General features: G+C 60.2%; 20 protein-coding genes, 1 tRNA gene and 1 pseudogene. 18 read left to right on the forward strand and 4 right to left on the reverse strand.

What is annotated here, in order from left to right:
- The 3 genes and pseudogenes from AC1D17_RS22570 to AC1D17_RS22580 form a co-directional block, all read left to right on the forward strand.
- Positions 1 to 190, forward strand: a pseudogene (locus AC1D17_RS22570) (cation:proton antiporter domain-containing protein); the annotation flags it as partial.
- 177 nt (positions 191 to 367) lie between these two features.
- The gene (locus AC1D17_RS22575) at positions 368 to 1651 is read left to right on the forward strand and encodes a cystathionine gamma-synthase family protein (RefSeq protein WP_477567542.1); all 1284 of its coding nucleotides are present in this window, start codon (positions 368 to 370) and stop codon (positions 1649 to 1651) included.
- 342 nt (positions 1652 to 1993) lie between these two features.
- Positions 1994 to 2158 (forward strand): hypothetical protein, encoded by a 165-nt coding sequence (locus tag AC1D17_RS22580; RefSeq protein ID WP_477567543.1) that lies wholly within the window; start codon positions 1994 to 1996, stop codon positions 2156 to 2158.
- Positions 2159 to 2281: 123 nt separating this feature from the next.
- Here the strand turns inward: AC1D17_RS22580 and AC1D17_RS22585 are convergent.
- A tRNA-Arg gene (locus tag AC1D17_RS22585) sits at positions 2282 to 2358 on the reverse strand.
- A gap of 220 nt (positions 2359 to 2578) precedes the next feature.
- Here AC1D17_RS22585 and AC1D17_RS22590 point away from each other — a divergent pair.
- The 6 genes from AC1D17_RS22590 (at position 2579) to AC1D17_RS22615 (ending at position 10045) form a co-directional block, all read left to right on the forward strand.
- Positions 2579 to 3475 (forward strand): ROK family protein, encoded by an 897-nt coding sequence (locus AC1D17_RS22590; protein WP_477567544.1) that lies wholly within the window; start codon positions 2579 to 2581, stop codon positions 3473 to 3475.
- A gap of 19 nt (positions 3476 to 3494) precedes the next feature.
- Positions 3495 to 3989 carry a heme-degrading domain-containing protein gene (locus tag AC1D17_RS22595; protein ID WP_477567545.1) on the forward strand — a complete coding sequence of 165 codons (495 nt, stop codon included), beginning with the start codon at positions 3495 to 3497 and terminating at the stop codon, positions 3987 to 3989.
- A gap of 20 nt (positions 3990 to 4009) precedes the next feature.
- The gene (locus AC1D17_RS22600; RefSeq protein WP_477567559.1) at positions 4010 to 5167 is read left to right on the forward strand and encodes an AGE family epimerase/isomerase; all 1158 of its coding nucleotides are present in this window, start codon (positions 4010 to 4012) and stop codon (positions 5165 to 5167) included.
- Between the two features lie 165 nt (positions 5168 to 5332).
- Entirely contained in the window at positions 5333 to 9106 is a 3774-nt protein-coding gene (gene metH / locus AC1D17_RS22605; RefSeq protein ID WP_477567546.1) for a methionine synthase, read from the forward strand.
- A 97-nt stretch (positions 9107 to 9203) separates the two neighbouring features.
- Positions 9204 to 9422 (forward strand): hypothetical protein, encoded by a 219-nt coding sequence (locus AC1D17_RS22610; RefSeq protein WP_477567547.1) that lies wholly within the window; start codon positions 9204 to 9206, stop codon positions 9420 to 9422.
- 125 nt (positions 9423 to 9547) lie between these two features.
- A complete protein-coding gene (locus AC1D17_RS22615) occupies positions 9548 to 10045 on the forward strand; it encodes a BA14K family protein (protein ID WP_477567548.1) in 498 nt (165 codons plus the stop codon).
- A gap of 93 nt (positions 10046 to 10138) precedes the next feature.
- Here the strand turns inward: AC1D17_RS22615 and AC1D17_RS22620 are convergent, their stop codons facing one another.
- The 3 genes from AC1D17_RS22620 to AC1D17_RS22630 are packed head-to-tail and all read right to left on the reverse strand — an operon-like array spanning position 10139 to position 13879.
- Positions 10139 to 11617, reverse strand: a complete 1479-nt coding sequence (locus tag AC1D17_RS22620) for an aldehyde dehydrogenase family protein (RefSeq protein WP_477567549.1) — start codon at positions 11615 to 11617, stop codon at positions 10139 to 10141.
- A gap of 15 nt (positions 11618 to 11632) precedes the next feature.
- Entirely contained in the window at positions 11633 to 12898 is a 1266-nt protein-coding gene (locus AC1D17_RS22625; RefSeq protein WP_477567550.1) for a glycosyltransferase, read from the reverse strand.
- 15 nt (positions 12899 to 12913) lie between these two features.
- Positions 12914 to 13879 (reverse strand): FCD domain-containing protein, encoded by a 966-nt coding sequence (locus AC1D17_RS22630; protein WP_477567551.1) that lies wholly within the window; start codon positions 13877 to 13879, stop codon positions 12914 to 12916.
- 266 nt (positions 13880 to 14145) lie between these two features.
- Here AC1D17_RS22630 and AC1D17_RS22635 point away from each other — a divergent pair, with 266 nt between their 5' ends.
- The 9 genes from AC1D17_RS22635 (at position 14146) to AC1D17_RS22675 (ending at position 23100) form a co-directional block, all read left to right on the forward strand.
- Entirely contained in the window at positions 14146 to 15198 is a 1053-nt protein-coding gene (locus AC1D17_RS22635) for a polyamine ABC transporter substrate-binding protein (protein ID WP_477567552.1), read from the forward strand.
- Between the two features lie 182 nt (positions 15199 to 15380).
- Positions 15381 to 16217 carry an ABC transporter permease gene (locus AC1D17_RS22640; protein WP_477567560.1) on the forward strand — a complete coding sequence of 279 codons (837 nt, stop codon included), beginning with the start codon at positions 15381 to 15383 and terminating at the stop codon, positions 16215 to 16217.
- Complete coding sequence (locus AC1D17_RS22645) at positions 16210 to 17001, forward strand: ABC transporter permease (RefSeq protein WP_477567553.1); 792 nt, start codon at positions 16210 to 16212, stop codon at positions 16999 to 17001. The genes AC1D17_RS22640 and AC1D17_RS22645 overlap by 8 nt, the downstream gene beginning before the upstream one ends.
- On the forward strand, positions 16998 to 18059 hold the full coding sequence (locus AC1D17_RS22650; protein WP_477567554.1) for an ABC transporter ATP-binding protein: 1062 nt from the start codon (positions 16998 to 17000) through the stop codon (positions 18057 to 18059). The genes AC1D17_RS22645 and AC1D17_RS22650 overlap by 4 nt, the downstream gene beginning before the upstream one ends.
- Positions 18060 to 18075: 16 nt before the next feature.
- Positions 18076 to 19371 carry a nucleotide disphospho-sugar-binding domain-containing protein gene (locus AC1D17_RS22655; protein WP_477567561.1) on the forward strand — a complete coding sequence of 432 codons (1296 nt, stop codon included), beginning with the start codon at positions 18076 to 18078 and terminating at the stop codon, positions 19369 to 19371.
- A complete protein-coding gene (locus tag AC1D17_RS22660; RefSeq protein ID WP_477567555.1) occupies positions 19364 to 19720 on the forward strand; it encodes a cupin domain-containing protein in 357 nt (118 codons plus the stop codon). The genes AC1D17_RS22655 and AC1D17_RS22660 overlap by 8 nt, the downstream gene beginning before the upstream one ends.
- An 88-nt stretch (positions 19721 to 19808) precedes the next feature.
- On the forward strand, positions 19809 to 20168 hold the full coding sequence (locus AC1D17_RS22665; protein ID WP_477567556.1) for a cupin domain-containing protein: 360 nt from the start codon (positions 19809 to 19811) through the stop codon (positions 20166 to 20168).
- Between the two features lie 117 nt (positions 20169 to 20285).
- Positions 20286 to 21791, forward strand: a complete 1506-nt coding sequence (locus AC1D17_RS22670) for an aldehyde dehydrogenase family protein (RefSeq protein WP_477567557.1) — start codon at positions 20286 to 20288, stop codon at positions 21789 to 21791.
- 115 nt (positions 21792 to 21906) lie between these two features.
- Positions 21907 to 23100 (forward strand): saccharopine dehydrogenase family protein, encoded by a 1194-nt coding sequence (locus AC1D17_RS22675; protein WP_477567558.1) that lies wholly within the window; start codon positions 21907 to 21909, stop codon positions 23098 to 23100.
- Positions 23101 to 23359 lie beyond the last annotated feature (259 nt).

Below are 23359 nucleotides of genomic sequence, written 5' to 3' on the forward strand. Positions count from 1 at the left end.
GCTCAGTGGCGGACCGCGCACTGCCGACGTGATCGCGGTGGATTTCTGCCAGTTCCTGAAACTCGACCGGCGCGATTTCAACATCTTCATGGCCCGGCACCCGCGCCTGCGCGCCGCCGTCAGCGATATGGCGCGTGAGCGCAAGCAGATGAATGTGCCGGGCAATCTCAAGAGTAATGCGGTGGAGTGACTGGGAGCGGGCCTGGATATCGGGTGAGCGTTTAGCCAAGGCTCCAGAATTCCGGGTTTTATCCGTCATTCATCGTCGCCCGCGCAATTTTCGGATGAAAAAGCCTGCAGATTGGCAAGAAGCAGCTGCGAAAATTGATGTAGACTGCGGCATTCGCATCAGATTCCGGAGACTGTCATGACCGCTCCACATCCCTCCAAGACCCATATCGGCAATCACAAACTGCATCCTGAGACATTGATGCTGAACTACGGCTATGACCCGGAGCTCTCCGAAGGTGCGGTCAAGCCGCCGGTGTTTTTGACGTCCACCTTCGTCTTCAAGTCGGCCGAGGAGGGGCGCGATTTCTTCGATTTCGTCTCCGGCCGCCGCGAGCCGCCTGCAGGGACCGGTGCAGGGCTCGTCTATTCCCGCTTCAATCACCCCAACAGCGAGATCGTCGAGGATCGTCTCGCCGTCTACGAGCGCACGGAAAGCTGCGCGCTGTTTTCCTCCGGCATGTCGGCGATTGCAACGACGCTTCTCGCCTTCGTGCGCCCGGGCGATGCCATCCTTCATTCTCAGCCGCTCTATGGCGGCACCGAAACGCTCCTGGCAAGGACCTTTCTCAACATGGGCGTCGCTGCCGTTGGATTTGCTGACGGTGTCAACGAGGCGTCCGTGCAGGAGGCGGCTGAGGAGGCCATGGCGAAAGGCCGCGTCTCGATGATCCTGATCGAAACGCCGGCCAACCCCACCAATAGTCTCGTCGATGTCGCGATGATCCGCAGGATTGCCGACGCCATCGGGCGCAAACAGGGGCATACGCCGATCGTTGCCTGCGACAATACCCTGCTTGGCCCGGTCTTCCAGCGTCCGATCGAGCACGGCGCCGACATATCGCTCTATTCGCTGACCAAGTATGTCGGTGGTCATTCCGATCTGATCGCTGGGGCGGCTCTGGGCGCAAAGGCCGTGATGAAACAGGTCAAGGCGCTGCGCGGCGCCATCGGCACGCAGCTTGATCCGCATTCCTGCTGGATGCTCGGCCGGTCTTTGGAGACCTTGTCGATCCGCATGGAGAAGGCCAACAACAATGCGCTCGAAGTCGCCAACTTCCTGCGCGATCATCCGAAAGTCGAGGGCATTCACTATCTGCCCTATCACGACCCGCAGTCTCCGCTGGGAAGGACATTTGCCGCGCAATGCACGGGGGCGGGATCGACCTTTTCCTTCGATATCCGCGGCGGCCAGCCGGCATCCTTCAAGTTTCTGAACGCGCTGCAGATCTTCAAGCTCGCCGTCAGCCTCGGTGGTACCGAATCGCTTGCCAGCCATCCGGCAAGCATGACCCATTCCGGCGTGCCGCTGGAGGTCCGTCAACGGATTGGCGTCTTGGAATCAACCATTCGCCTCTCGATCGGTATCGAACATCCTGATGATCTGATCGCCGACCTGACGATGGCGCTGGATGCGGCCTGAGCAGATAGCGACGTTTTTTCCTATTTTTTGCTTTGTCTTGAAACGGTTACATTCCCTTGCCATATTACGCCCATGGAATTCGTTTCCAGCGGCTGACCACGGATGGACTGGCAGCTGTTGTCGAGACGGGTCGGAGAGGTCGGGTTTTCACCCGGCCTTTTTCTTTGTCCGGATCGTCGCGAAATTTCCCGCGCGGCGGCCCTATTTTTCAGATTATGTTTACGATCCCGTATGTTATCCCGCCTTTGGCAGGGACGGCCCTACTTGCCATTGACGGTGATTTGGACGAACATTGTCTTGGTCATCCGGCTTTCTGGCCAATCCTCTCGACTGGAGAATACCATGTCCCTTAAATCTCTGATGGCCGTTGCGGCAATGGCGCTTCTGGCGCTTTCTGGTTGCGCAAGCACCGGCGCGAACAACACCACCTATGCCCAGTATCAGGGCTATGGCCCGGTACCGGACTTCGGAGCCTCCAATGGGGGTGGCGTGCGGGTCGGGTACTAGCGCCCGATAGCGAACGGCGGGGGGACAATACGTGCCCCCTGCAGACCTTGCCTGCCTGACGATGACACGGCATCTCCTGCCGGCCGCTTGCCGGAAGGTATTTTCTAAGATGTTTGCGGTGATTGGTGATCCCAGATGGATTCGAACCATCGGCCTCAGGATTAGGAATCCTGCGCTCTATCCTGCTGAGCTATGGGACCAGCCGGAAGAACCCTTACAAAAGGAGCGGGCGGAAGCCAAGTGTTTTCCGGCGTGCTTTTAATGCATTTGCTCGAACAGGGCCTTTGATGTGCGTGACAGTTGGCGCCGGGGCTGGCGCCGGATGCTTTTCCGATGTTAAGCAGGATGCGGCGCAACGGGAGGAGACCCGGCCGCGACGGTGGCGCCCTCGACAACCAGACGCACAGAGTTTGATCCAGCATGTTCATCGGAATTGATTGGGGCGGCACGAAAATGGAAGTCATCGCGCTCGACCGCGATGGCGCAACGCTTGCAAGGCATCGCATCGCCACGCCGACGAGCGGCTATGATGCCTGCATCCGCGCGGTGCAGGAGCTTGTCGCGGCTGCCGAGCAGACCGCCGGCAAAACGGGAACGATCGGTATCGGTATTCCCGGAAGCCCGAACCCGCGCACCGGCATCGTGCGCAATTCGAATGCAGTGCTTCTCAACGGCCAGCCGCTTGGACGCGACCTTGGGGCAGCCCTTGGCCGGGAAGTCCGGCTTGCCAACGATGCCAATTGCCTGGCGATTTCGGAAGCGGTCGATGGCGCCGGCAAGGATGCACATACGGTTTTCGGCGTTATCGTCGGAACCGGCCATGGCGGCGGGCTTGCGATCGGCAAGCACGTCCATGCCGGTTATCAGGGTATCGCCGCTGAAATCGGCCATTACCCGCTGCCCTGGATGACCAGGGACGAGTATCCCGGCCACAAATGTTGGTGCGGCAAACATGGCTGTCTCGACATGTATGCCTGCGGCACCGGCGTTGAGCTGGATTATCGCACGGTGACGGGCATCGACCGGCGCGGCCGCGACATCATCGCCGACAAGCGCAACGGCGAACCGGTTGCCACCGCCGTCTACGGGCGTTTCGTCGACCGGCTCGCGCGCAGCCTGGCCTTGCTCACCAATATCGTCGATCCGGATGTCTTCGTGCTCGGCGGCGGCATGTCGAATGTCGATGAAATCTACGATGAATTGCCGGACCTGATCGTCAAATATATCTTCGGCGACAGTTTCGAAACGCCGATCCGCAAGGCGGTACATGGCGACAGTTCCGGCGTGCGCGGTGCCGCATGGCTCTGGAAAGATTGAAAACAAAAAGGAAAGCCGAATGATTATCGACGCGGATCTGGAGCAGATTGCCCTTCAGGAAAGGGAACTGCAGTTCGATAGTTTCAGTCTGGCAACAGGCTGGGCGCTCGGGGCGCTGCTGCGCGAAATGGCCGTGGAGCGCAAGCTCGGCGTCGTCATCGACGTTTCGTTGTTTTCCATGCCGGTGTTTTACTCAGCGCTCGAAGGCTCGACACCGGACAATCCCAACTGGGTGCGCCGCAAGCGCAACTGCGTCTTCCGGTTCCTGAAAAGCAGCTATGCCATCGGGCTTTCGCTCGCCAAACAGGACACCACGATCCAGGCGAAATTCGGCTTGCCCGAAGCCGAGTTCGCGCCGCATGGCGGCAGTTTTCCGATTGTCGTCAAGGGCACCGGCTGCATCGGCGCGGTGACCGTTTCAGGCTTGCCGCAGCGGGACGACCACATCCTGGTCGTTGAAGCGCTTGCCCAGCTTCTCGGCAAGGATATCGCCTCGCTCAAGCTTTCCGACTGACCCTGAACGGATATTGAATGATGGATATTGCCGGGTTTTCCGCGACGCTGAACGAATGGCTTTCGCAAGCGGCCCTGCCTTTGTGGCGGGAGAAGGGCTTTGACCCAGCCAGCGGCGGTTTCGTTGAAACCATCGACATGGCGGCACTGCCGACACGGGCCAACCGCCGTTCGCGTGTGCAGCCGCGTCAGGTCTATTGTTTTGCGGAGGCCGGACGCCGTGGCTGGTCCGGCGATTGGCGCACGGTTGCCAGCGAAGGCATCGCCTATTTCGATCGGGTCTATTTGCAGCCGGGCGGTTTTTACGGCGCGCTGGCGGATGCCGACGGCAATCTCATCGATGCGTCCTTCGACCTCTACAATCAGGCCTTCGCGCTGTTGTCCTTTGCCTATCTGGCCCAGGTCTTGCCCGGTCGCAGGCAGGAGATGATCGATCGCAGCAATGCGTTGCGCGGCAGGCTGGAAGCCCATTGCAAACATCCTTTGATGGGCTTTGAGGAAGACAATCCACCGCGCCTGCCGCTCTGCTCCAACCCGCATATGCACCTGTTCGAGGCATGCCTTGCCAGCGAAGCGGTGGACGGTTTCGACACCGTTGCCTGGACCAATCTTGCCGATGAGATCGCTTTCCTCTGCATGGAGCATTTCATCGACCGGGAAACCGGAGCGCTGCGGGAGTTCTTCGATCACGATTGGGCGCCGATGCCGGGCGACAAGGGCCGCATCGTCGAGCCTGGCCACCAGTTCGAATGGGCCTGGCTGCTCTTGCGCTGGGGCGAGCGGCGCGGCAATGCCGATGCGCTGGTCAAAGCCAGGCGGCTGTTCGAGATCGGCGAGCAGTACGGCATTGCCCAGCCGCGCGACGTGGCCGTCATGACGCTGCTTGACGATTTTTCGGTTGCCGATCCGGTTGCCCGGCTGTGGCCTCAGACGGAGTGGCTGAAGGCGGCAATCCGTTTCGCGGCGCTGACGCAGGGCGAAGAGCGCGAACGTTACCTGCGGTCGGCCGTTCGTGCCGCGACCGCCTTGCAGAGCTTTCTCGATACGCCGGTCAGGGGCCTTTGGCGCGACAAGCAGAAGGCCGATGGCAGCTTCATCGACGAGCCGGCACCGGCCAGCAGCTTCTATCATATCCTTTGCGCCATCTATGAACTGGACGATTGCCTGAAGCGGCTTTGAAACATTCTCCGAAAACCCATTGTTGACCGGCCCGTCTCACCAGAAACGGGCCGGTTTCTTTTTGCCGAATTTCCCGCATTTTCAAACTCATATATTGACATAAAGATATCTTTATGTGATCTCTGATTTTCGATTTATTGTCGTTTTCAGAACGGGAGATTTCCCATGTCCGCCATCGATGCACTCTTCGGCGCCGTTTCCCCCAAGCCGGATGGCTCCGAAGTCATGACCGCGCTGAAGGCGGCGGCGCGCGAACGCATCCTGATCATGGACGGCGCCATGGGAACGGAAATCCAGCAGCTCGGCCTTGGCGAAGATCATTTCCGTGGCGACCGCTTTGCCGCCTGCGAGTGTCATCTCCAGGGCAATAACGACCTTCTGACGCTGACCCAACCGGGCGCCATCGAGGAAATCCACTACCACTACGCCATTGCCGGCGCTGACATCCTTGAGACCAACACGTTTTCTTCTACCTCGATTGCTCAGGCAGACTACGGCATGGAAGCGATGGTCTATGAGCTGAACCGCGATGGCGCGCGCCTTGCGCGGCGCGCCGGACTGCGCGCACAGCAAGTCGACGGCAAACGCCGCTTCGTTGCCGGCGCCCTCGGCCCGACAAACCGCACCGCCTCGATCTCGCCCGACGTCAACAATCCCGGTTTTCGCGCTGTCAGTTTTGACGACCTGCGCATCGCCTATGCCGAACAGCTGCGCGGTCTGATCGATGGCGGCGCGGATATCGTCCTGATCGAAACCATTTTCGATACTTTGAATGCCAAGGCGGCGATCTTTGCGACCGAAGAAGTCTTCATCGAGAAGGGCATCCGCCTGCCGGTGATGATCTCCGGCACGATCACGGATCTCTCCGGCCGCACGCTGTCGGGCCAGACGCCGACCGCCTTCTGGCATTCCGTGCGCCATGCCGATCCCTTCACCATCGGTCTCAACTGCGCGCTCGGCGCCAACGCCATGCGCGCGCATCTGGCTGAAATTTCCAGCGTCGCCGATACGTTTGTCTGCGCCTATCCGAATGCCGGCCTGCCCAACGAGTTCGGCCAGTATGACGAAACGCCGGATGAAATGGCCGCCCAGATCGAAGGCTTTGCCCGCGAAGGCCTGGTCAATATCGTTGGCGGCTGCTGCGGTTCGACGCCGGCCCATATCCGGGCGATCGCGCAAGCTGTTGCAAAACACGCTCCCCGCGAAATCCCCGACGTGCCGCGGCTGATGAAACTGTCCGGCCTGGAGCCGTTCACGCTGAGCAAGGATATTCCCTTCGTCAATGTCGGCGAGCGCACCAACGTCACGGGTTCGGCCAAATTCCGCAAGCTGATTACCGCCGGTGACTATGCCGCGGCGCTCGATGTCGCTCGCGATCAGGTGGCCAATGGCGCCCAGATCATCGACATCAACATGGACGAGGGCCTGATCGATTCGAAGCAGGCAATGGTCGAGTTCCTCAACCTGATCGCCGCCGAGCCGGATATCGCCCGCGTGCCGGTGATGATCGATAGCTCCAAATGGGAGATCATCGAGGCTGGCCTGAAATGCGTGCAGGGCAAGCCGCTGGTCAATTCGATCTCGATGAAGGAAGGCGAGGAAGCCTTTCTGCATCACGCAAGGCTTTGCCGCGCCTATGGCGCCGCCGTCGTGATCATGGCCTTCGACGAGCAGGGCCAGGCGGACACGCAGGCACGCAAGGTCGAGATCTGCACCCGTGCCTACAAGCTCCTGACCGAGCAGGCGGGCTTCGCGCCGGAAGATATCGTCTTCGACCCGAACGTCTTTGCGGTGGCCACCGGCATCGAGGAACACAATAATTACGGCGCCGATTTCATCGAGGCGACGCGCGAGATCATCGGCACGCTGCCGCATGTCCATATTTCCGGCGGCGTCTCCAACCTGTCCTTCTCGTTCCGCGGCAACGAGCCGGTGCGCGAGGCGATGCATGCCGTGTTCCTCTATCACGCCATCCAGGCGGGCATGGACATGGGCATCGTCAATGCCGGTCAGCTGGCGGTTTACGACCAGATCGAGCCCGAGCTGAAGGAGGCCTGCGAGGACGTGGTCCTCAACCGCCGTGCCGATTCGACCGAACGCTTGCTGGAACTGGCGGAGCGCTTCAAGGGTAGCGCCGGCAAGGAAGCCAAGGAGCGGGACCTGAAATGGCGCGAATGGGCTGTCGAAAAGCGGCTTGAACATGCGCTGGTCAACGGTATCACCGAATTCATCGAGGCCGATACCGAGGAAGCCCGGACACAAGCCGAGCGACCGCTGCATGTTATCGAAGGCCCGCTGATGGCCGGCATGAACGTGGTCGGCGATCTCTTCGGCGCAGGCAAGATGTTTCTGCCGCAGGTGGTGAAGTCCGCCCGCGTCATGAAGCAGGCGGTCGCCATTCTCCTGCCTTACATGGAGGCCGAACGGCTGGCGGGCGGCGGTCTTGGTGAACGCAAGAGTGCCGGCAAGGTGCTGATGGCGACGGTAAAGGGCGATGTGCACGATATCGGCAAGAATATCGTCGGCGTCGTTCTGGCCTGCAACGATTATGAAATCATCGACCTTGGCGTCATGGTGCCTTCGGCAAAAATCCTCGAGGTCGCCCGCGAGAAGAATGTCGATATCATCGGCCTGTCCGGCCTGATCACTCCGTCGCTCGACGAGATGGCGCATGTGGCGGCCGAAATGGAGCGCGAAGGTTTCAATGTCCCGCTTTTGATCGGCGGCGCGACAACCAGCCGTGTCCACACTGCGGTCAAGATCCACCCGCGCTACAGCCACGGCCAGGCGATCTACGTCACCGACGCCAGCCGCGCCGTCGGCGTGGTCTCCAGCCTGCTATCGCCGGAGATGAAGGGCGGTTACATCGACACCGTCCGGGCAGAGTACAAGAAGGTCGCGGACGCGCATGCCCGCAACGAGCTGGAAAAGCAGCGCCTGCCGCTGGCGAAAGCCCGCGCCAATGCCCAGAAAGTCGATTGGGACGCCTACCAGCCGAAGACGCCGTCCTTCCTTGGAACAAAGGTTTTCCAGAGCTGGGATCTCGCTGAGCTGGCTGAATATATCGACTGGACCCCCTTCTTCCAGACCTGGGAGCTGAAGGGCGTCTACCCGAAAATCCTCGACGACGAACGCCAGGGCGAAGCCGCTCGCCAGCTGTTTGCCGATGCGCAAGGCATGCTCGCCAAGGTCATTGCTGAAAAATGGTTTGCGCCCAAGGCCGTTGTCGGCTTCTGGCCGGCCGGTGTGGTTGGCGACGACATTCGCCTGTTCACCGACGAAACCCGGGCAACCGAACGCGCCACCTTCTTCACCCTGCGCCAGCAGATGGCCAAGCGCGATGGCCGCCCGAATGTCGCGTTGTCGGATTTCGTCGCACCGGTGGAAAGCGGCAGCCGGGACTATCTTGGCGGCTTCGTCGTCACCGCCGGCATCGAGGAAGTGGCGATTGCCGAACGCTTCGAGCGGGCCAATGACGACTATTCCTCGATCATGGTCAAGGCGCTCGCCGACCGTTTTGCCGAAGCCTTTGCCGAGCGGATGCACGAATATGTCCGCAAGGAACTCTGGGGCTACGCGGCAAATGAAGCCTTCGCGCCGAGCGAACTGGCCGGCGAACCTTATGCCGGTATCCGCCCGGCGCCCGGCTACCCGGCGCAACCGGATCATACCGAAAAGGCAACGCTATTTGATCTGCTGAAGGCCGAGGAGGAAATCGGCGTCACCCTGACGGAAAGCTTTGCCATGTGGCCCGGCTCCTCCGTCTCCGGTATCTATATCGGCCATCCCGACGCCTATTATTTCGGCGTCGCCAAGGTCGAGCGCGACCAGGTCGACGACTATGCCGAACGCAAGGATATGCCGGTCGAAGAGGTCGAGCGCTGGCTGGGGCCGATCCTCAACTACGTGCCGGCACCGAGGGCAGAGGCTGCGGAGTAAGGGTTAGGCTTTCAAAGCAGTAGAAGACGATTTGCTTTGCGGCACTGTTTGGGTAGATACGCAGCCTCGATATCGCTTGAAGGAGCGCCGCCCGTTCATGGCCGAAAATAAGCTGGATACGATCGCCCTTCTCAAGGCAATCGCCGATAGCCCCAAGCGTGATAATAGCACCTATCACCGGGCTATTGCCGAGGCGCGCCAGGCTTTCGAAGAGGCGGAAAGCGCGTTGGGCGGACCGGTCAAGGTGCGCACCAAAACCAAGATGAAGCGGAACGGCGAATTTACTGTCAAATGGACATTTAAGCGCGCATCCTGAAAAATAGCCCTGAGAAGACGCTCGTCGCCTGCGGCACGATCACAATTTCGTTACTTTGAGTCAACTCTGGCACAAAAGCATCGCTTGAAGCGTTTCGTATGCTGAAAGGCAAAATGGTGACTCACATGAAGATGCTCGCAATCATCGGTTTGTCGCTGGCCACCGCCTTTACAAGCGTTATGCCGGCACAGGCGTTCCCCTCCATCGAGCGGCCGAAGCTTCAGGTTTCGGATGTTCAACTGGTCGAATCGTATCGCAGCTCCTGGGGCATCGGCCGCTATGGCGGCAATCGCCGCTATTGGGTAAGGCGCCACTATCGCGACCACGGCCACTATGGTCACAATGGTCACTATGGTCACTACGGTCATCGGGGCTACTACCATGACTACGACGACGACTTCGGCTTAGCGTTAGGCGGCCTGGCTGCCGGAGCGATTATTGGTGGTCTGCTGGCGCAGCCGAGATACTATGAACCTGGATATTATGGCGGTGAGCGTCACTATTATCGCAGCGGCGGTTCACATGCCGATTGGTGCTATGCGCGATATCGCTCGTATCGGGCCTATGACAACACGTACCAACCGTACTATGGCCACCGCCGTCAGTGCATCTCGCCTTACTAGCGCCGTTCTCACGGGTGTCGCTGGCAGGCGCCAAATTTGCTCAGCGACCGGCAGGACCCCGGCGGTCCTGCCGGCATTGATGAATAGTGCACCTTAACCCTTGATATACCAGCCCCACGGTTCGTCGCTGTTGAAGCGGGTGATCTGCTTGGTTTCCAGGTAATTCGACAGCCCCCAGCGCCCCAGTTCCCGGCCGATGCCGGATTGCTTGTAGCCGCCCCATGGGGCTTCGACAAAGGTCGGCTGCGAGCAGTTGACCCAGACGATGCCGGCACGAAGGGCTTCGGCGACGCGTTCGGCGCGGATCACGTCCTTCGACATGACGGCGGCCGCCAGGCCGAAGCGGCTGTCGTTGGCCATGCGGATGGCATCGTCCTCGTCCTTGAACGGCTTGACGCAGACCACCGGGCCGAAAATCTCTTCCTTCCAGACGTAGCTGTCCTCGCTCATCTCGGTCAGCACGGTCGGTTCCAGAAAGTATCCGCTGTTGAGACCGGCCGGGCGGCTGCCACCGTAAGCGACGGTGGCACCGTCGATGCGGGCACGGTCGATGGCGGAGACGATCTTGTCGTATTGGCCCTTCGAGACGATCGGCCCGAGCAGCGTACCATCGTCCATGCCGTTGCCGATCCGGATCTTGGCTGCTTCCTCGCAAAGCCGCGAGACGACGGCGTCGTAGATATCAGCCTCGACCAGCACGCGCGAGGTTGCCGAACACACCTGCCCCTGGTTCCAGAAGATGCCGAACATGATCCATTCGACGGCCTTTTCGATATCGCTATCGGCGAAGATGACGAAAGGGGATTTGCCGCCGAGTTCGAGGCTGACAGTCTTGATGTCCTGTGCGCCGGCCATCATCACCTTGCGGCCGGTCGGGACCGAGCCGGTGAAGGCAAGCTTGTCGACCAGCGGATGTTCGGTCAGCGGCTCGCCGGCCTGCAACCCTGTCCCGGTGACGATGTTGAGAACGCCGGCGGGAAGGCCGACTTCCTGCGCAATGACGCCGAGCTCAAGAGCGGTGAGCGGCGTCAGCTCCGAAGGCTTCAGCACCATGGTGCAGCCGGCAGCCAGGGCTGGCGCGACTTTCCAAGAGACCATCAGCAGCGGGTAATTCCACGGCGTGATCGCACCGACGACACCGAGCGGTTCGCGCACCACTCGCGAGGAGAAGCGCGGTTCATTGAGCGGGATTGTTTCTTCCGGATATTGGTCGAGTTCTTCAGCCAGGCCGGCATAATAGTTGAAGCATCCAGCGGCGTCGTCAATGTCCCACAATGCTTCCGGCAGCGGCTTGCCGTTGTCGGAGACTTCGAGTTTGGCAAGGAATTCCCGCTTCTTTGTGATTTCCGCCGCCATGGCGCGCAGATAGACGGCGCGCTCGGCCCCCGTGAAATGCGGCCAGGGACCGGAATCGAAGGCAAAACGGGCGGCCTTGACGGCCTTGTCGATGTCGCCGCTGGTGCCGGCGGGCGCCTTGTGAATGATCTCCTCGGTCGCCGGATCAATGACATCGAGCGTCCCGCCTTTCTCAGGCCTTATCCACACACCGTCGATATAAAGCCTGTCCTGCATTGCTGTTGTCCTTCCTTAAATCAGATCAAGTATCGCCTTGGCGGCCACCGTCACGCCGGCAGCCTTTTTCATCGTCGTGGAATTGGCTATCAGTGTATCGTTCAGGCTGGAATTGTCGAGCAGGCCGGTAATCGCCGCTGCCAGTTCGCCGTCCGTCCAACGGTAGCGGTCGATCCTTTTGCCGACACCGACGTCTTCAGCGCGGCGGGCATTGTCATGGCCATCCCAGCAGAATGGCATGACCAGCGACGGCACGCCGAAATAGAGCGCTTCGCAGAAACTGTTGTTGCCGCCGTGATGGATAAACAGGCTCGACTGCTCGACGACGGAAGGCTGCGGAAACCAGCTTTCGAGGAAGACGTTGTCGGGGATGCGGCTGTACTCGTCGCGCCACGGCCCGACATTGACGATGAAGCGATAGGGCAGGGTTTCGAAGACGCTAATCATCCGCTTGATCATCGACACGTCCATGGCGCCGAGGCTGCCGAAACTCACCAGCACCAGCGGTGCATCCTGATGCGAAGCGAAATGCGGCAGCGTATAGGGTGCTTCCTGCCGGACGCAGCCGTCGAGATAGACGAATTTTTGCGGATCGAGCGGATTTTCGCGCTCGAAACGCACGGCGTCAGGCGAGAGAAGCAGATTGAGATAGGGCGAGTTTTCGAGGAATTCGCTTGCTGGCAGCGGATTGAGGCCGCACTCCGTCAGAAAAGCGTTCATGCGCTTCTGGGCTGGTGCGACGGCCTTGGCATAGGCGCGTGCAAACGCCGACCAATCCGCTTCGGGCTTACCGCCGCAGCCGGACAGATAGGGGGGAACCAGCGGATCGGGCAGTTCCGTCTCGGCGCAGGAGACGACCCGGACCCATGGGACGCCGGCATTGGCAATGGCCGGAAACATCACGACGTTGTCGAGCACGATGGCTGCGGGTTTCAGCTGGGCCAGCAGCTGGCGAAGCGGCTCCTCGGCTGCGATCGCCGTGTCGACGATCGCCTCCCAGGTCGGGGCGACATAGCTTTTCACCTGCTCCAGCGGTGTTTGCCGGAAGGCGTCCTGATGCCGGTTGATGAAGTCGGTCCAGTCGGTTTGGCTTTCGGCACCCGCCGGCTGCAGCTGATATTCGGGAAACCCATATTCGCTGAAGACGCCGCGAAAGCCGGGATGGCAGATGAAGACCGGCCGCGCGCCCAGCCGGCGCAGTTCCTGGGCGATGCCGACACAGTTGAGTGCTGCGCCGTAACTGGCTTCAGGGAAGAAGGCGATCACCTTGGGCTGGCTCATGCGTGCACCAAATATCTATCCCACGACCTTGAAGACGGGCGGAACGCCGCGCCCGGCAAGGCGGGGCCGCTGCGAATGGGAAAGCTGGATATGCACGCGCATCAGGTCGGCCGCAAGCTCAAGCTGGCCGCGTTCGATCTGTTCCAGCATCTGGATGTGCTCCATGTTGGATTGCATCAGCCGGAAGGCGTTGACATGCACCGGCGGCTGGCTGGAGCGGCGGCGGCGGTGATGGCTCAACAGCGCTTCCGACATGAACGGGTTGCCGCAGCTTCTGGCGACCAGCATGTGGAAATCGAAATCGGTCCGCTCGAACAGTTTCTGGTCGAATCCGCTCTCCGTCATCGAGCGCAGGATTTCCATCGATTGCCGAAGCGAGGTGATCGCCGCGGCGTCCCGGCGAAAACCGGGCATGGTCAGGGCGAGCGGCTCACAGGAAAGACGGTATTCGAAACTCTTGGCAACGGCATCGCCGCTGATGGCGAACTGCTTGACCAGCCATTGCTGCCCCGCGGCGCGTTCCGCCAGATTGTCCTCGGCCAGTCTCGTCAGCGCATTTTGCACCGCGTTGCGGGAAGCATCATAGCGGCGTTGCAGGCTGGCGACTGTCTGGGAATCGCTGATGCGCCCGGCAGAAACGTCGCGCAGGATGGCGTTGTAAAGCTCGGTTTCCTCGGCCGGCTGCGTCGTATCCTCCAGGCCGGGGAACGAGGCGGGGTCGATGGCAAGCAGGTAGCCGCCTTCGGCCTCTGCCGTGACGATCGATTTTTCGGCCAGGAACTGCAGCGCCTTGCGGATCGGGGTGCGCGAGACGTTGCAGCGGGAGGCAAGCGCCTGTTCCGGCAGCCGTTCGCCGCGGCTCATGCCGCGTTCTGTGGCGATGTCGAGTATTTTTTGCGCTAGTTCGACATGGCGATGGTTTACTTTTTTCGCCTCTGTTTCCATCGGCCGCACCTTTGAATTCCATAGAGTAATGCTCATGCTGCATCTTCTGCAAAGGGTCTGCAAGGGTGTTTGTTAAATTTTCGCAGCAGTTACGATTTCGTATTGACGTATTTTTTTTATAAATAATACTGCCTGATGAAGCGAGACATAGACCGGATAACCGGCGCGCCGCTTTGGGAACAGAACCCTCGGGTGGGGCATCGCGTATTGCCGCGATACCGTCCGGGACGATGGATTTGCGCATGCGGCGATGATCCAAGCTTGCTTGGCATCCGGGCTGCGCCAGCAACGGGAGACTACCCTTGAAAACGTCAGTGAAATTGCGCCTGGCCGGTCTCGCAGCGGCAGCCATGGTTCTTTCTGCAGGCACAGCGCTGTCGGCCGATCTCGTCATTTCCAACTGGGCCGGCTACATGGCGCCTGACATCGCCGAAACCTTCAAGGCGGCGACCGGCCTGACGATCGAGGTGGTCAATCATGCCACCAACGAAGAAATCATGGGCAAGCTGATGGCGGGCCAGGGCAAGGGCTATGACGTCGTGTTCGTCTCCTCGCCATTCGCCCACATCCTCAACGGCCAAGGTTTGCTAGAGCCACTCGGCCCCGAGAAGGTGCCGAACCTGAAAAACCTCTATCCGCAGGCGACGAAGCTGGCGTTCGATCCGGGCAATACCTATGCCGTTCCTTACGCTTGGGGCACAACGGGCCTTTGCTATCGCTCCGATCTGGTCGAGGGAACGCCGGACAGCTGGTCCTATCTGCTCAACCCGCCAGCGGCGCTCAAGGGCAAGATCACCATGCTTTCGACTGACCGCTGGCTGATGGCAGCGGGCCTGCTCTACAAGGGCTATTCGGTCAACGAGAAGGATGCGGCGAAGATCGATGAAGCCAAGGACGCCCTGATCGAAGCCAAGAAAAACCTGCTCGCCTATGACGACACAACCTTCTTCTCCAAGCTCGTGTCCGGCGAAGCCTCGCTGGTGCAGGCCTGGGACGGCTGGTGCAACTACGGCATTGCTGAGAATGACAAGATCAAGTTCGTCGTGCCGAAGGAAGGTTCCGACCTCTGGATCGACACGATGGTCGTGATGAAGAATTCCGAGCACAAGGACGCAGCGTTGAAGTTCCTCGACTTCATCCTCGAAGCCAAGAACCATGCCTGGGCCGCGTCGAACATCTTCTACGAAGTGCCCAACAAGCCGGCCATGGAAAGCCTCGATCCGGAACTCGTCAAGAAATACCCGACCATGGGCGTCTCGCCGGAAACGCTGGTGAAATACGAGGAACTCCAGGACCTTGGCGAGGCACAGCGCGACTATTCGCGTGCCGTCAGCGAGATCAAGGCGGCGAACTGATCCGCACTTCCTTCTCCCCGCTTACGGGGCGAAGGTGCTCAAAGGGCGGATGAGGGGCGACGCACCGTATTCAGTTCGCGAAAACGGCCCCTCACCCCAACCCTCTTCCCGCTTGCGGGGAGAGGGGGCATTTCAAATCCGGAGTCTTTTTCTTGTCCTCGCAGACGGTTCGTTCCAATCTCATGGCTCTGCCTGCCGTCGCGTGGCTCGTCCTGTTCATGGTCGTTCCGTGCCTGATCATTCTTGCCTACGCGTTCCTGACGCGCGGGCTGTACGGCGGCATTGAATACACGCTGACGGCGGAGAATTTTCAAAGAGTCATCGATCCGCTCTACGCGAAAATCTTCCTGACATCGGTGCGCATCGCGGGCCTGGCGACCTTGCTGGCGATCCTGATCGCCTATCCCGCCGCCTACGCCATCTGCCTCTCACCAAAACGGACACAGCCGCTGCTGCTGTTTTTTGCCGTGCTGCCGTTCTGGAGCAATTACCTGATCCGCACCTATGCCTGGATCGTGCTGTTGAATCGCGAAGGCCTGATCAACAATCTGTTGCGCTGGTTCGGCTATGAAGGCGAGCCGCTGGCTCTGCTCTATCGTGAAGGCGCCGTCATTACCGGCCTCGTCTACAACTATCTGCCCTTCGTGATCCTGGCCATCTATTCCAGCCTGTCGCGCCTGAATGGCGAACTGATCGAGGCCTCACGCGATCTGGGGGCAGGGCGGGTGCGGACATTCTTCCGCGTGACCCTGCCTTTGACCATGCCGGGCGTCGCGGCCGGGGGTGTGTTCGTCTTCGTCCTTTCGATCGGCAATTTCGTCACCCCGGCGCTGCTCGGCGGTGGCCGGTTCCAGATGATCGGCAATCTCGTCTATGACCAGTTCCTCACCGCCAACGACTGGCCCTTCGGTGCCGCACTCGGCATGGTGCTGATCGCCATCATGATCGGGCTGCTGCTTCTGCAGGCCCGCGCCTCGGCGCGCTTCAGCGGTGAAAAGCAGGAGGTGGCCAATGGCTGATGCCCTGCGCACCAAACTGACCGGGCGGGCTATTCTCGTTCTGGTCTTCAGCTTCCTCTATCTGCCGATCGCGGTTCTCGTGCTGTTGTCGTTCAATGCCAGCGGCCTGCCGACGACATGGTCGGGCTTTTCGCTGCGCTGGTACGTCTCGCTCGCCAACAACAGCGATATTCTGCATGCCGCCTGGAACACGCTGGTCGTGGCGATTTTTGCGACGCTGATCGCCACCGTTCTCGGAACCATGCTGGCGATCGGCATGGAAACGCGCAAGCGCAAGAGCACCGCACTCGAAGCGCTGGCGTTTGCGCCGATGGTCATTCCCGACATCGTTTTGGCCGTGGCGCTACTCACTCTGTTTTCGCGGCTGAACGTGACGATGGGCCTCTCGACGATCGTTATCAGCCATGTGATCTTCGATCTCGCCTTCGTATGCTCGGTGGTGCGGGCCCGGCTGAAGAACTTCGATTTCTCCATCGTCGAGGCATCGCGCGATCTTGGCGCTTCTTCATTCACGACCTTCTGGCGGATCACCTTCCCGGTTCTCTTGCCGGCCATCATCGCCGGTGCGCTGCTCGCCTTCACCCTGTCGGTCGATGAATTCATCATCGCCTTCTTCACCTCGGGCGCCGGCCGCTCCTCAATCACCCTGCCGATGCAGATCTATTCGATGATCCGCTTTGGCGTGACGCCGGAAATCAATGCGCTCGCCACCATCGTCATGGGCGTCAGCGCTGCCGCCCTTCTCCTTTCGCAATGGCTGAACAAAGAACAGATGACCCGATGAACACTTACTTCAAAGCCCCGGTTCTGGCGGTCGACACTGTCGTCAAGCGTTTTGGCAAGACCGTCGCGGTCAATGGCCTGTCGCTGGACATAAGAGAGAACGAATTTTTCGCGCTGCTCGGCCCATCCGGCTGCGGCAAGACCACGCTTCTGCGCATGATTGCCGGGTTCGAAGTGCCGGACGAAGGCCGTATCCGGCTTGCAGGCACTGACATCACCGAACAGGCGCCGGAAAAACGGCCACTCAACCTGATGTTCCAGTCCTACGCCCTGTTTCCGCACATGACGGTTCGGCAGAACCTGGCTTACGGCCTCGAAATGGAACGGCTCGCGAAATCCGAGATTTCGGCGCGAGTCGAGGAAATGCTGAAAACGACGGACCTGCAGGCGCTGGCCGGGCGCAAGCCGGCCGAGCTTTCCGGCGGGCAGAAACAGCGCGTTGCGCTGGCCCGCGCGCTGATCAAGCGGCCAAAAGTACTGCTTCTCGATGAACCGCTCGGCGCGCTGGACAAAAAGCTGCGTGAAAAGATGCAGCTCGAACTGAAGCGGCTGCAGAACGAGGTCGGCATCACCTTCATCATCGTCACCCATGATCAGGAAGAGGCGCTGGTCATGGCCGACCGTGTCGCGGTGTTGAAGGACGGCAGCATCCTGCAATGCGGGACGCCGCAGGAGGTCTATGAGCGGCCGGCCAATCGCTTCGTTGCCGGCTTTATCGGCGTGATGAATTTCATCGAGGGAGAGATCGGTGCCGACGCGCTGTTTCGCGCCGGCGGCGAAGTGCTCGCCTGCGATCACAACGGGCTAAAGCGGGATCAAAAGGCAGTGCTGGCGGTCCGGCCAGAAAATATCGTGTTGAAATCAGATGGCACAGGCATCGCCGGAACTGTCGTCGACGTCGCCTACCACGGTCTCGACCGCCAACTCTACGTTAAAACGACCCTATCTGCAGCGCCCCTTCAGGTTCGCTTGGCAGCGACGGGGGCAGCGGCTGCACAAACGGGTGCTGCGGTATCGCTCGGGTTCGATGCAGCAGCTTGCCGGATTTTTCAGGACTAAAGAAAACAAGAGGGAACTGATGTCCAAGACGATTGCATTCTTTCCGGAAGCGGCCTTCGGCCCGGCGCTCAATTCCGTCGGCATCGCGCAGGCCGTCGAGGCGCTCGGCCACAAGGCCGTCTTTCTGTCCGATCCCGGTTTCGTCGATGTCTACAAGGGGTATGGCTTCGAAGCCTATCCTGTGAACCTCTCGGCGCCGATGCCGCCGGAGCAGATGGCGAAGTTCTGGGAGGATTTCATCAACGGCCATATCCCGAACTTTCGCAAWAGCCCCTACGACCAGATCAGCAATTATGTGCGCGATTGCTGGGAGGCGATCGTCGACAGCGCCAAATGGGCGCAGAAGGATCTGCCGGGCGTACTGGCAAAGATCAAACCCGACCTCATTTGCGTCGACAACGTCATTCTTTTTCCGGCGATCAAGCAGTTCGGCAAGCCCTGGGTCAGGATCATCTCCTGCTCGGAAAACGAGATCGAGGACGAAAAGATCCCGCCACACCTGTCCGGCTGCCGCCAGGACGATCTGGCCGGCCACGCCGCCTACCGCGAAAAATTCAATGAGGTGATCAAGCCGATCCATGAGGATTTCAACGCCTTCCTCGCCTCGACCGGGGAGGAGGCCTATCCGATCGGCCAGTTCTTCGAGGCATCGCCCTTCATGAACTTGCTGCTCTATCCGGAATCGGTGAAGTTCGACCGTGAACATCCGCTCGATCCAAAGCAGTTCCAATATCTAGAAGGCTGCGTGCGTAAGGAAAAACCTTACGAAGTCCCGGCCTTTTCAGAGAACAACGACAAGCCTCTCCTCTATATATCATTCGGCAGTCTTGGCGCCGGCGATACCGATCTTCTCAAACGGCTGATCGCCACAATTGGAAAACTGCCCTATCGCGCGCTGGTCAATGTCGGAGACTATAAGGAGCAGTATAGCGGCCTGCCGGGCAATATCATTGTCGAAAGCTGGTTTCCGCAACCTTCCGTCATCCCGCAGATCGATGCGGCCATCCATCACGGCGGCAACAACTCGTTCACCGAGTGCCTCTATTTCGGCAAGCCGGCAATCATCATGCCCTATGTCTGGGATGGCCACGACAATGCGACCAGGGTCGACGAAACCGGCCATGGTTTCAAGATGCCGCGCTATGACTGGACGGATGAGGAGCTGGCCGCCAAGCTCGATGCCTGTGTCAATGATCCGAAGATGAAGGCGAAGCTGGCAGCGACCAGCATCCATATGCAATCGCAGAGCGGCCCTGCAAAGGCTGCAGCCATTCTCGATCAACTGGCGAATACGGGGACGTTCGATGGCTGAGCCTTCATCCGCACCGCATCTCTACAACGCCTCCACCACGGACGATCTCGTCGACTGGGGGCTGCAACCCGACAGTGTCGACGGCCAGTCGAAATCGACCGGCCGGCTCGTACACAAGGGGCCGAACAACCAGCCGGAATCCGGCATCTGGGTCTGCACGCCCGGCCGCTGGCGGCTGTCGATCCCGCGGGACGAATTCTGCCATTTCGTAAGCGGCCGCGCGGTCTATCGGTCCGACGAGGGCGAGGTGATCGAGGTCGAGGCGGGAACCGTGGTGATGTTTCCCGGCGGCTGGACCGGCGAATGCCACGTGATCGCGACCATGCGCAACATCTACATGCTGGTCTGACCGGCCGGACTTGAGACGACTTTAGCGGTGCTTCGCGTTTCTTGAGAACGCCGCCGCTTCCCAAAGAAAAGACGAAAGGAAACACGCCATGACCGCCGGGATAACCGCCACGCCACTGATGCGCAAACCACTCGACCAGACAGACCTCAAGGACTGGGGCGTCATCTCGACGATGATCGAGGGGGAGAGCCGGACGTCCGGCAAGCTGATCCACAAGGGACCGAACGGAGAGTCCGAATGCGGGCTCTGGGTCTGCACCCCCGGCAAATGGAACTGCCACGTGACCCGCGACGAATTCTGCCACTTCCTTGAAGGCCGCTGCACCTATGTGCACGAGTCTGGCGAGGTGATCGAGATTACCCCGGATACCGCAGCCTTCTTCCCGCAAGACTGGAAGGGCGTTTGCACTGTCCATGAGACGATCAAGAAGGTCTACATGATCCGGTAAGGTTCGCAGCTGCCCTCATCCGCCCTGTCGGGCACCTTCTCCCCGTTTTGACGGGGAGAAGGTCGGGGTGAAGGGCATCTTCACCACAAGTCCGAAGCCTGCGAATAGGAAAACACCATGTTCAATCCAGCCGAGCCCGTTTTCTACCGGCACCCGGTCTACATCAAGGCGGCGGGCGAGCGTCACACGGTGATCAATCCCGCCACACTTGGAAACGAGGGCGTGTTCGCCGAAACGACGGCCGCCGAACTTGATGCTGTGCTTGTTGCCGCCAGAACCGCCCAATCCGAATGGAAACGCCGCGACGCCAAAAGCCGCGCCACCATTCTGCACCGGATCGCCAGCCGCATCGAAGCGACCGACATGCGGGTCTGCGCCGAACTGATGTCGCGCGAGATGGGCAAGCCCTATCCGGAAGCGATCGGCGAGGTCGCCAATTGCGCCGGGGCCTTCCGTTATTTCGCCGAAATGGCCCGCGACGAGGCGGGCAAGGTGGCCGGCACGACGCAGGCCGGGTCTTTCCAGTATGCGCGTTACGAGGCGCTCGGCACCAGCGTCCACATCATGCCGTTCAACTTCCCGATCCTGTTGATGTGCTGGACGGTGGCGGCCTCATTGGCTGCCGGCAATGCCTGCATCATCAAGCCGGCACTGGCGACGACACTATCGACGTTGGAATTCATGACGATCTTTGAGGCATTGCCAGAAGGCCTGATTGCCTGCGTGCCCGGTGGCGCCGGGGTCGCGCAATATCTGATCGCCTCGCAGCTGACCCATGCCGTCGCCTTCACCGGTTCGGTTGCCGCCGGCCGGGCCGTGGCGTCGGCGGCTGCGGGCCAGATGAAACCGGCGGTGATCGAGGCCGGGGGCAGCGATCCGATGATCATCACCGCGCACGCGCCGCTCGATGTCGCCGCCGCCGGTGCCGTCACCGCCGCGTTCCACCTTTCCGGCCAGGTCTGCACGTCGGCCGAACGGTTCTTCGTGGTCGATAGCGTTCATGATGCTTTCATCGAGAAATTTACCGCTGAGGCGTGCCGTCTGCGCATTGGCAATGGCCTGACCAGAGCCGAGATTGGCCCGCTCGTCAGCGAAGACGCGCGCAAAAAAGTGATCCGGCTTGTCGCGGATGCCAAAGCCAAGGGAGCAACTGTTGTTCTCGGCGGCAAAATCCCTGAGAGCGAGCCGGTGGGCTGGTTTTACGAGCCGACGATCCTCACCGGCTGCACGCCGGACATGGCGATCATGCAGGAGGAATGTTTCGGCCCGGTCGCGGCCGTCGCCCGTGTCGCTGATTTCGATGAAGCTGTGCGGCTTGCCAATGACAGTCCCTTCGGTCTCGGCGCCTCGGTGTTCACCACCAGCCTGGAAGAGGCGATGGAGGCGGCTGAGCGGCTGGATTCCGGCATGGTCTGGGTCAACAACCCGATGATCGACAATGATGCGCTGCCGTTCGGCGGCTGGAAGGCATCGGGCATGGGCCGCGAACTCGGCCGCCAGGGGCTCGACGCCTTCCGCCGCTCGAAGATGGTGATCATCGACCACAAGCCGGTCATCCACGAGTGGTGGTATCCCTATCCCGACAGCTGGTTCTACGAGGAGGGCGGGCGCAAGCACGTCTGAAAATTTCCACTTCTCCCGATCGGGCAGAAGCGGACGCAAAGCGCCGGATGAGGGAATGCTGCTCTGCGCAACATGATGCCCGCCCGGGCAAAGTTTCGAAAAGGACGTCAAGATCATGAAAATCTCCATTCTCGGTGGCGCCGGCCTGATGGGCGCCGGTATTGTCCGCGATCTCGTCTCCGATCGCGCCATAGTCGACATCGCATCGATCCGCATCTGCGATACGTCGCGTGAGCGCATGGAAAGCCTGGCCGCCGATCTCGGCGATGCGCGGCTCAACCTGTTTGATCTCGACGTCACCGATCCGGCGCGGCTGGCGGAAGCGATCGAGGGGGCCGATCTCTGCATCAACTGCGTTCCGACCCTTTTGGGTTTCCAGATGACCATTTTCGAGGCGGCGCTATCGGCGAAGGTCGCCTATATGGATCTCGGCGGCCTCGGCACGTTCACCGTCAAGCAGATTGCCGAACATGAGCGCTTCAAGGCCGCGGGCGTCACCGCCGTTGTCGGTGTCGGCGCCGATCCCGGCATGTCCAACGTCATCTGCCGTGCGGTTGCCGACGAACTCGATACGATCGAGAAGATCAACCTCTATTGGGCCGCGGAACTGACGGGCGACGAAAACCCGATCCTGATGCCGCCCTACAGCGTCTCGACGGTTCTTGCCGAATATGCCCATCCGAGCACGCAGTTCTTTGGCGGCAAGCATGTCGAATGCGCGCCGATGACGGGCCGGGAGGTGATCGACCTGCCGCAGCCCTGGGGGCGCTGCGAATTCATGTATTCGCCGCATTCCGAACAGCTGACGGTGCCGCTTGCCGACGGCATTCGCGACAAGGGTATTCAGGAATTCACCTGGAAACTGYATCTGCCACACCGCGAACACGAAGCCTGGGTCGGTCTGGTGAAGGCAGGCTTTGGCGATTTCAATGATCCGGTCGAGATCGGCGGCGCATCGGTCAAGCCGCTTGATGTGCTCAACGCCGTTATCCAGCGCAACATTGCCCGCAATCAGCACCGGTTGCCACAGCAGGAAAGTTCCGAGATCCACTTTGCCATTGGCCGAGGCATCAAGGACGGCAAGCCGGTCGAAGTGCGCTATGAGGTCATCGTTACACCGGATGAAATGTACGCGCCTTATGTGGATGCGGGGACATCGATGAGCGCGTCGATCGCAGCCCAGCTGGTTTTGAAGAACGAAAAACGCCCCGGTGTCTGGGCGCCGGAGGAATATTTTTCGTCTGCCGATTTCTTCCCCGAACTGGAGAAACGCAAGTTCAAGGTGAGCCATAGCGTGAAGACGCTTTAGGGCGCCTTTCGCCTCCCTCACGCCGGTTCTCAATTTTGACCAAATGGACAAGATTTTGGTTGATGAATCCCGGGTGTTTTGGTGGATTTTGTGGTGTGTTTGGGTAGAATTTGAAATACACTAATGTAATCAGACACTTATGAGAAACTTCATTTTTTTGGAATTGGTGTGTTGACTTCGTTTGTTGGTGGGGACTATAAACCGCTCACCAACGAGGGCGGCGGCGCTGCTGGCGACCGACGAACTCGCTCTGAAATTT

It is taken from the genome of Pararhizobium sp. P1_E7, assembly GCF_056405855.1.

Bases quoted from the DNA above. Each gene is read 5' to 3' on its own strand.
- AC1D17_RS22575 (WP_477567542.1), top strand. From the start codon at position 368: ATGACCGCTCCACATCCCTCCAAGACCCATATCGGCAATCACAAACTG.
- AC1D17_RS22580 (WP_477567543.1), top strand. From the start codon at position 1,994: ATGTCCCTTAAATCTCTGATGGCCGTTGCGGCAATGGCGCTTCTGGCG.
- AC1D17_RS22590 (WP_477567544.1), top strand. From the start codon at position 2,579: ATGTTCATCGGAATTGATTGGGGCGGCACGAAAATGGAAGTCATCGCG.
- AC1D17_RS22595 (WP_477567545.1), top strand. From the start codon at position 3,495: ATGATTATCGACGCGGATCTGGAGCAGATTGCCCTTCAGGAAAGGGAA.
- AC1D17_RS22600 (WP_477567559.1), top strand. From the start codon at position 4,010: ATGGATATTGCCGGGTTTTCCGCGACGCTGAACGAATGGCTTTCGCAA.
- metH (WP_477567546.1), top strand. From the start codon at position 5,333: ATGTCCGCCATCGATGCACTCTTCGGCGCCGTTTCCCCCAAGCCGGAT.
- AC1D17_RS22610 (WP_477567547.1), top strand. From the start codon at position 9,204: ATGGCCGAAAATAAGCTGGATACGATCGCCCTTCTCAAGGCAATCGCC.
- AC1D17_RS22615 (WP_477567548.1), top strand. From the start codon at position 9,548: ATGAAGATGCTCGCAATCATCGGTTTGTCGCTGGCCACCGCCTTTACA.
- AC1D17_RS22620 (WP_477567549.1), bottom strand. From the start codon at position 11,617: ATGCAGGACAGGCTTTATATCGACGGTGTGTGGATAAGGCCTGAGAAA.
- AC1D17_RS22625 (WP_477567550.1), bottom strand. From the start codon at position 12,898: ATGAGCCAGCCCAAGGTGATCGCCTTCTTCCCTGAAGCCAGTTACGGC.
- AC1D17_RS22630 (WP_477567551.1), bottom strand. From the start codon at position 13,879: ATGAGCATTACTCTATGGAATTCAAAGGTGCGGCCGATGGAAACAGAG.
- AC1D17_RS22640 (WP_477567560.1), top strand. From the start codon at position 15,381: ATGGCTCTGCCTGCCGTCGCGTGGCTCGTCCTGTTCATGGTCGTTCCG.
- AC1D17_RS22645 (WP_477567553.1), top strand. From the start codon at position 16,210: ATGGCTGATGCCCTGCGCACCAAACTGACCGGGCGGGCTATTCTCGTT.
- AC1D17_RS22650 (WP_477567554.1), top strand. From the start codon at position 16,998: ATGAACACTTACTTCAAAGCCCCGGTTCTGGCGGTCGACACTGTCGTC.
- AC1D17_RS22660 (WP_477567555.1), top strand. From the start codon at position 19,364: ATGGCTGAGCCTTCATCCGCACCGCATCTCTACAACGCCTCCACCACG.
- AC1D17_RS22665 (WP_477567556.1), top strand. From the start codon at position 19,809: ATGACCGCCGGGATAACCGCCACGCCACTGATGCGCAAACCACTCGAC.
- AC1D17_RS22670 (WP_477567557.1), top strand. From the start codon at position 20,286: ATGTTCAATCCAGCCGAGCCCGTTTTCTACCGGCACCCGGTCTACATC.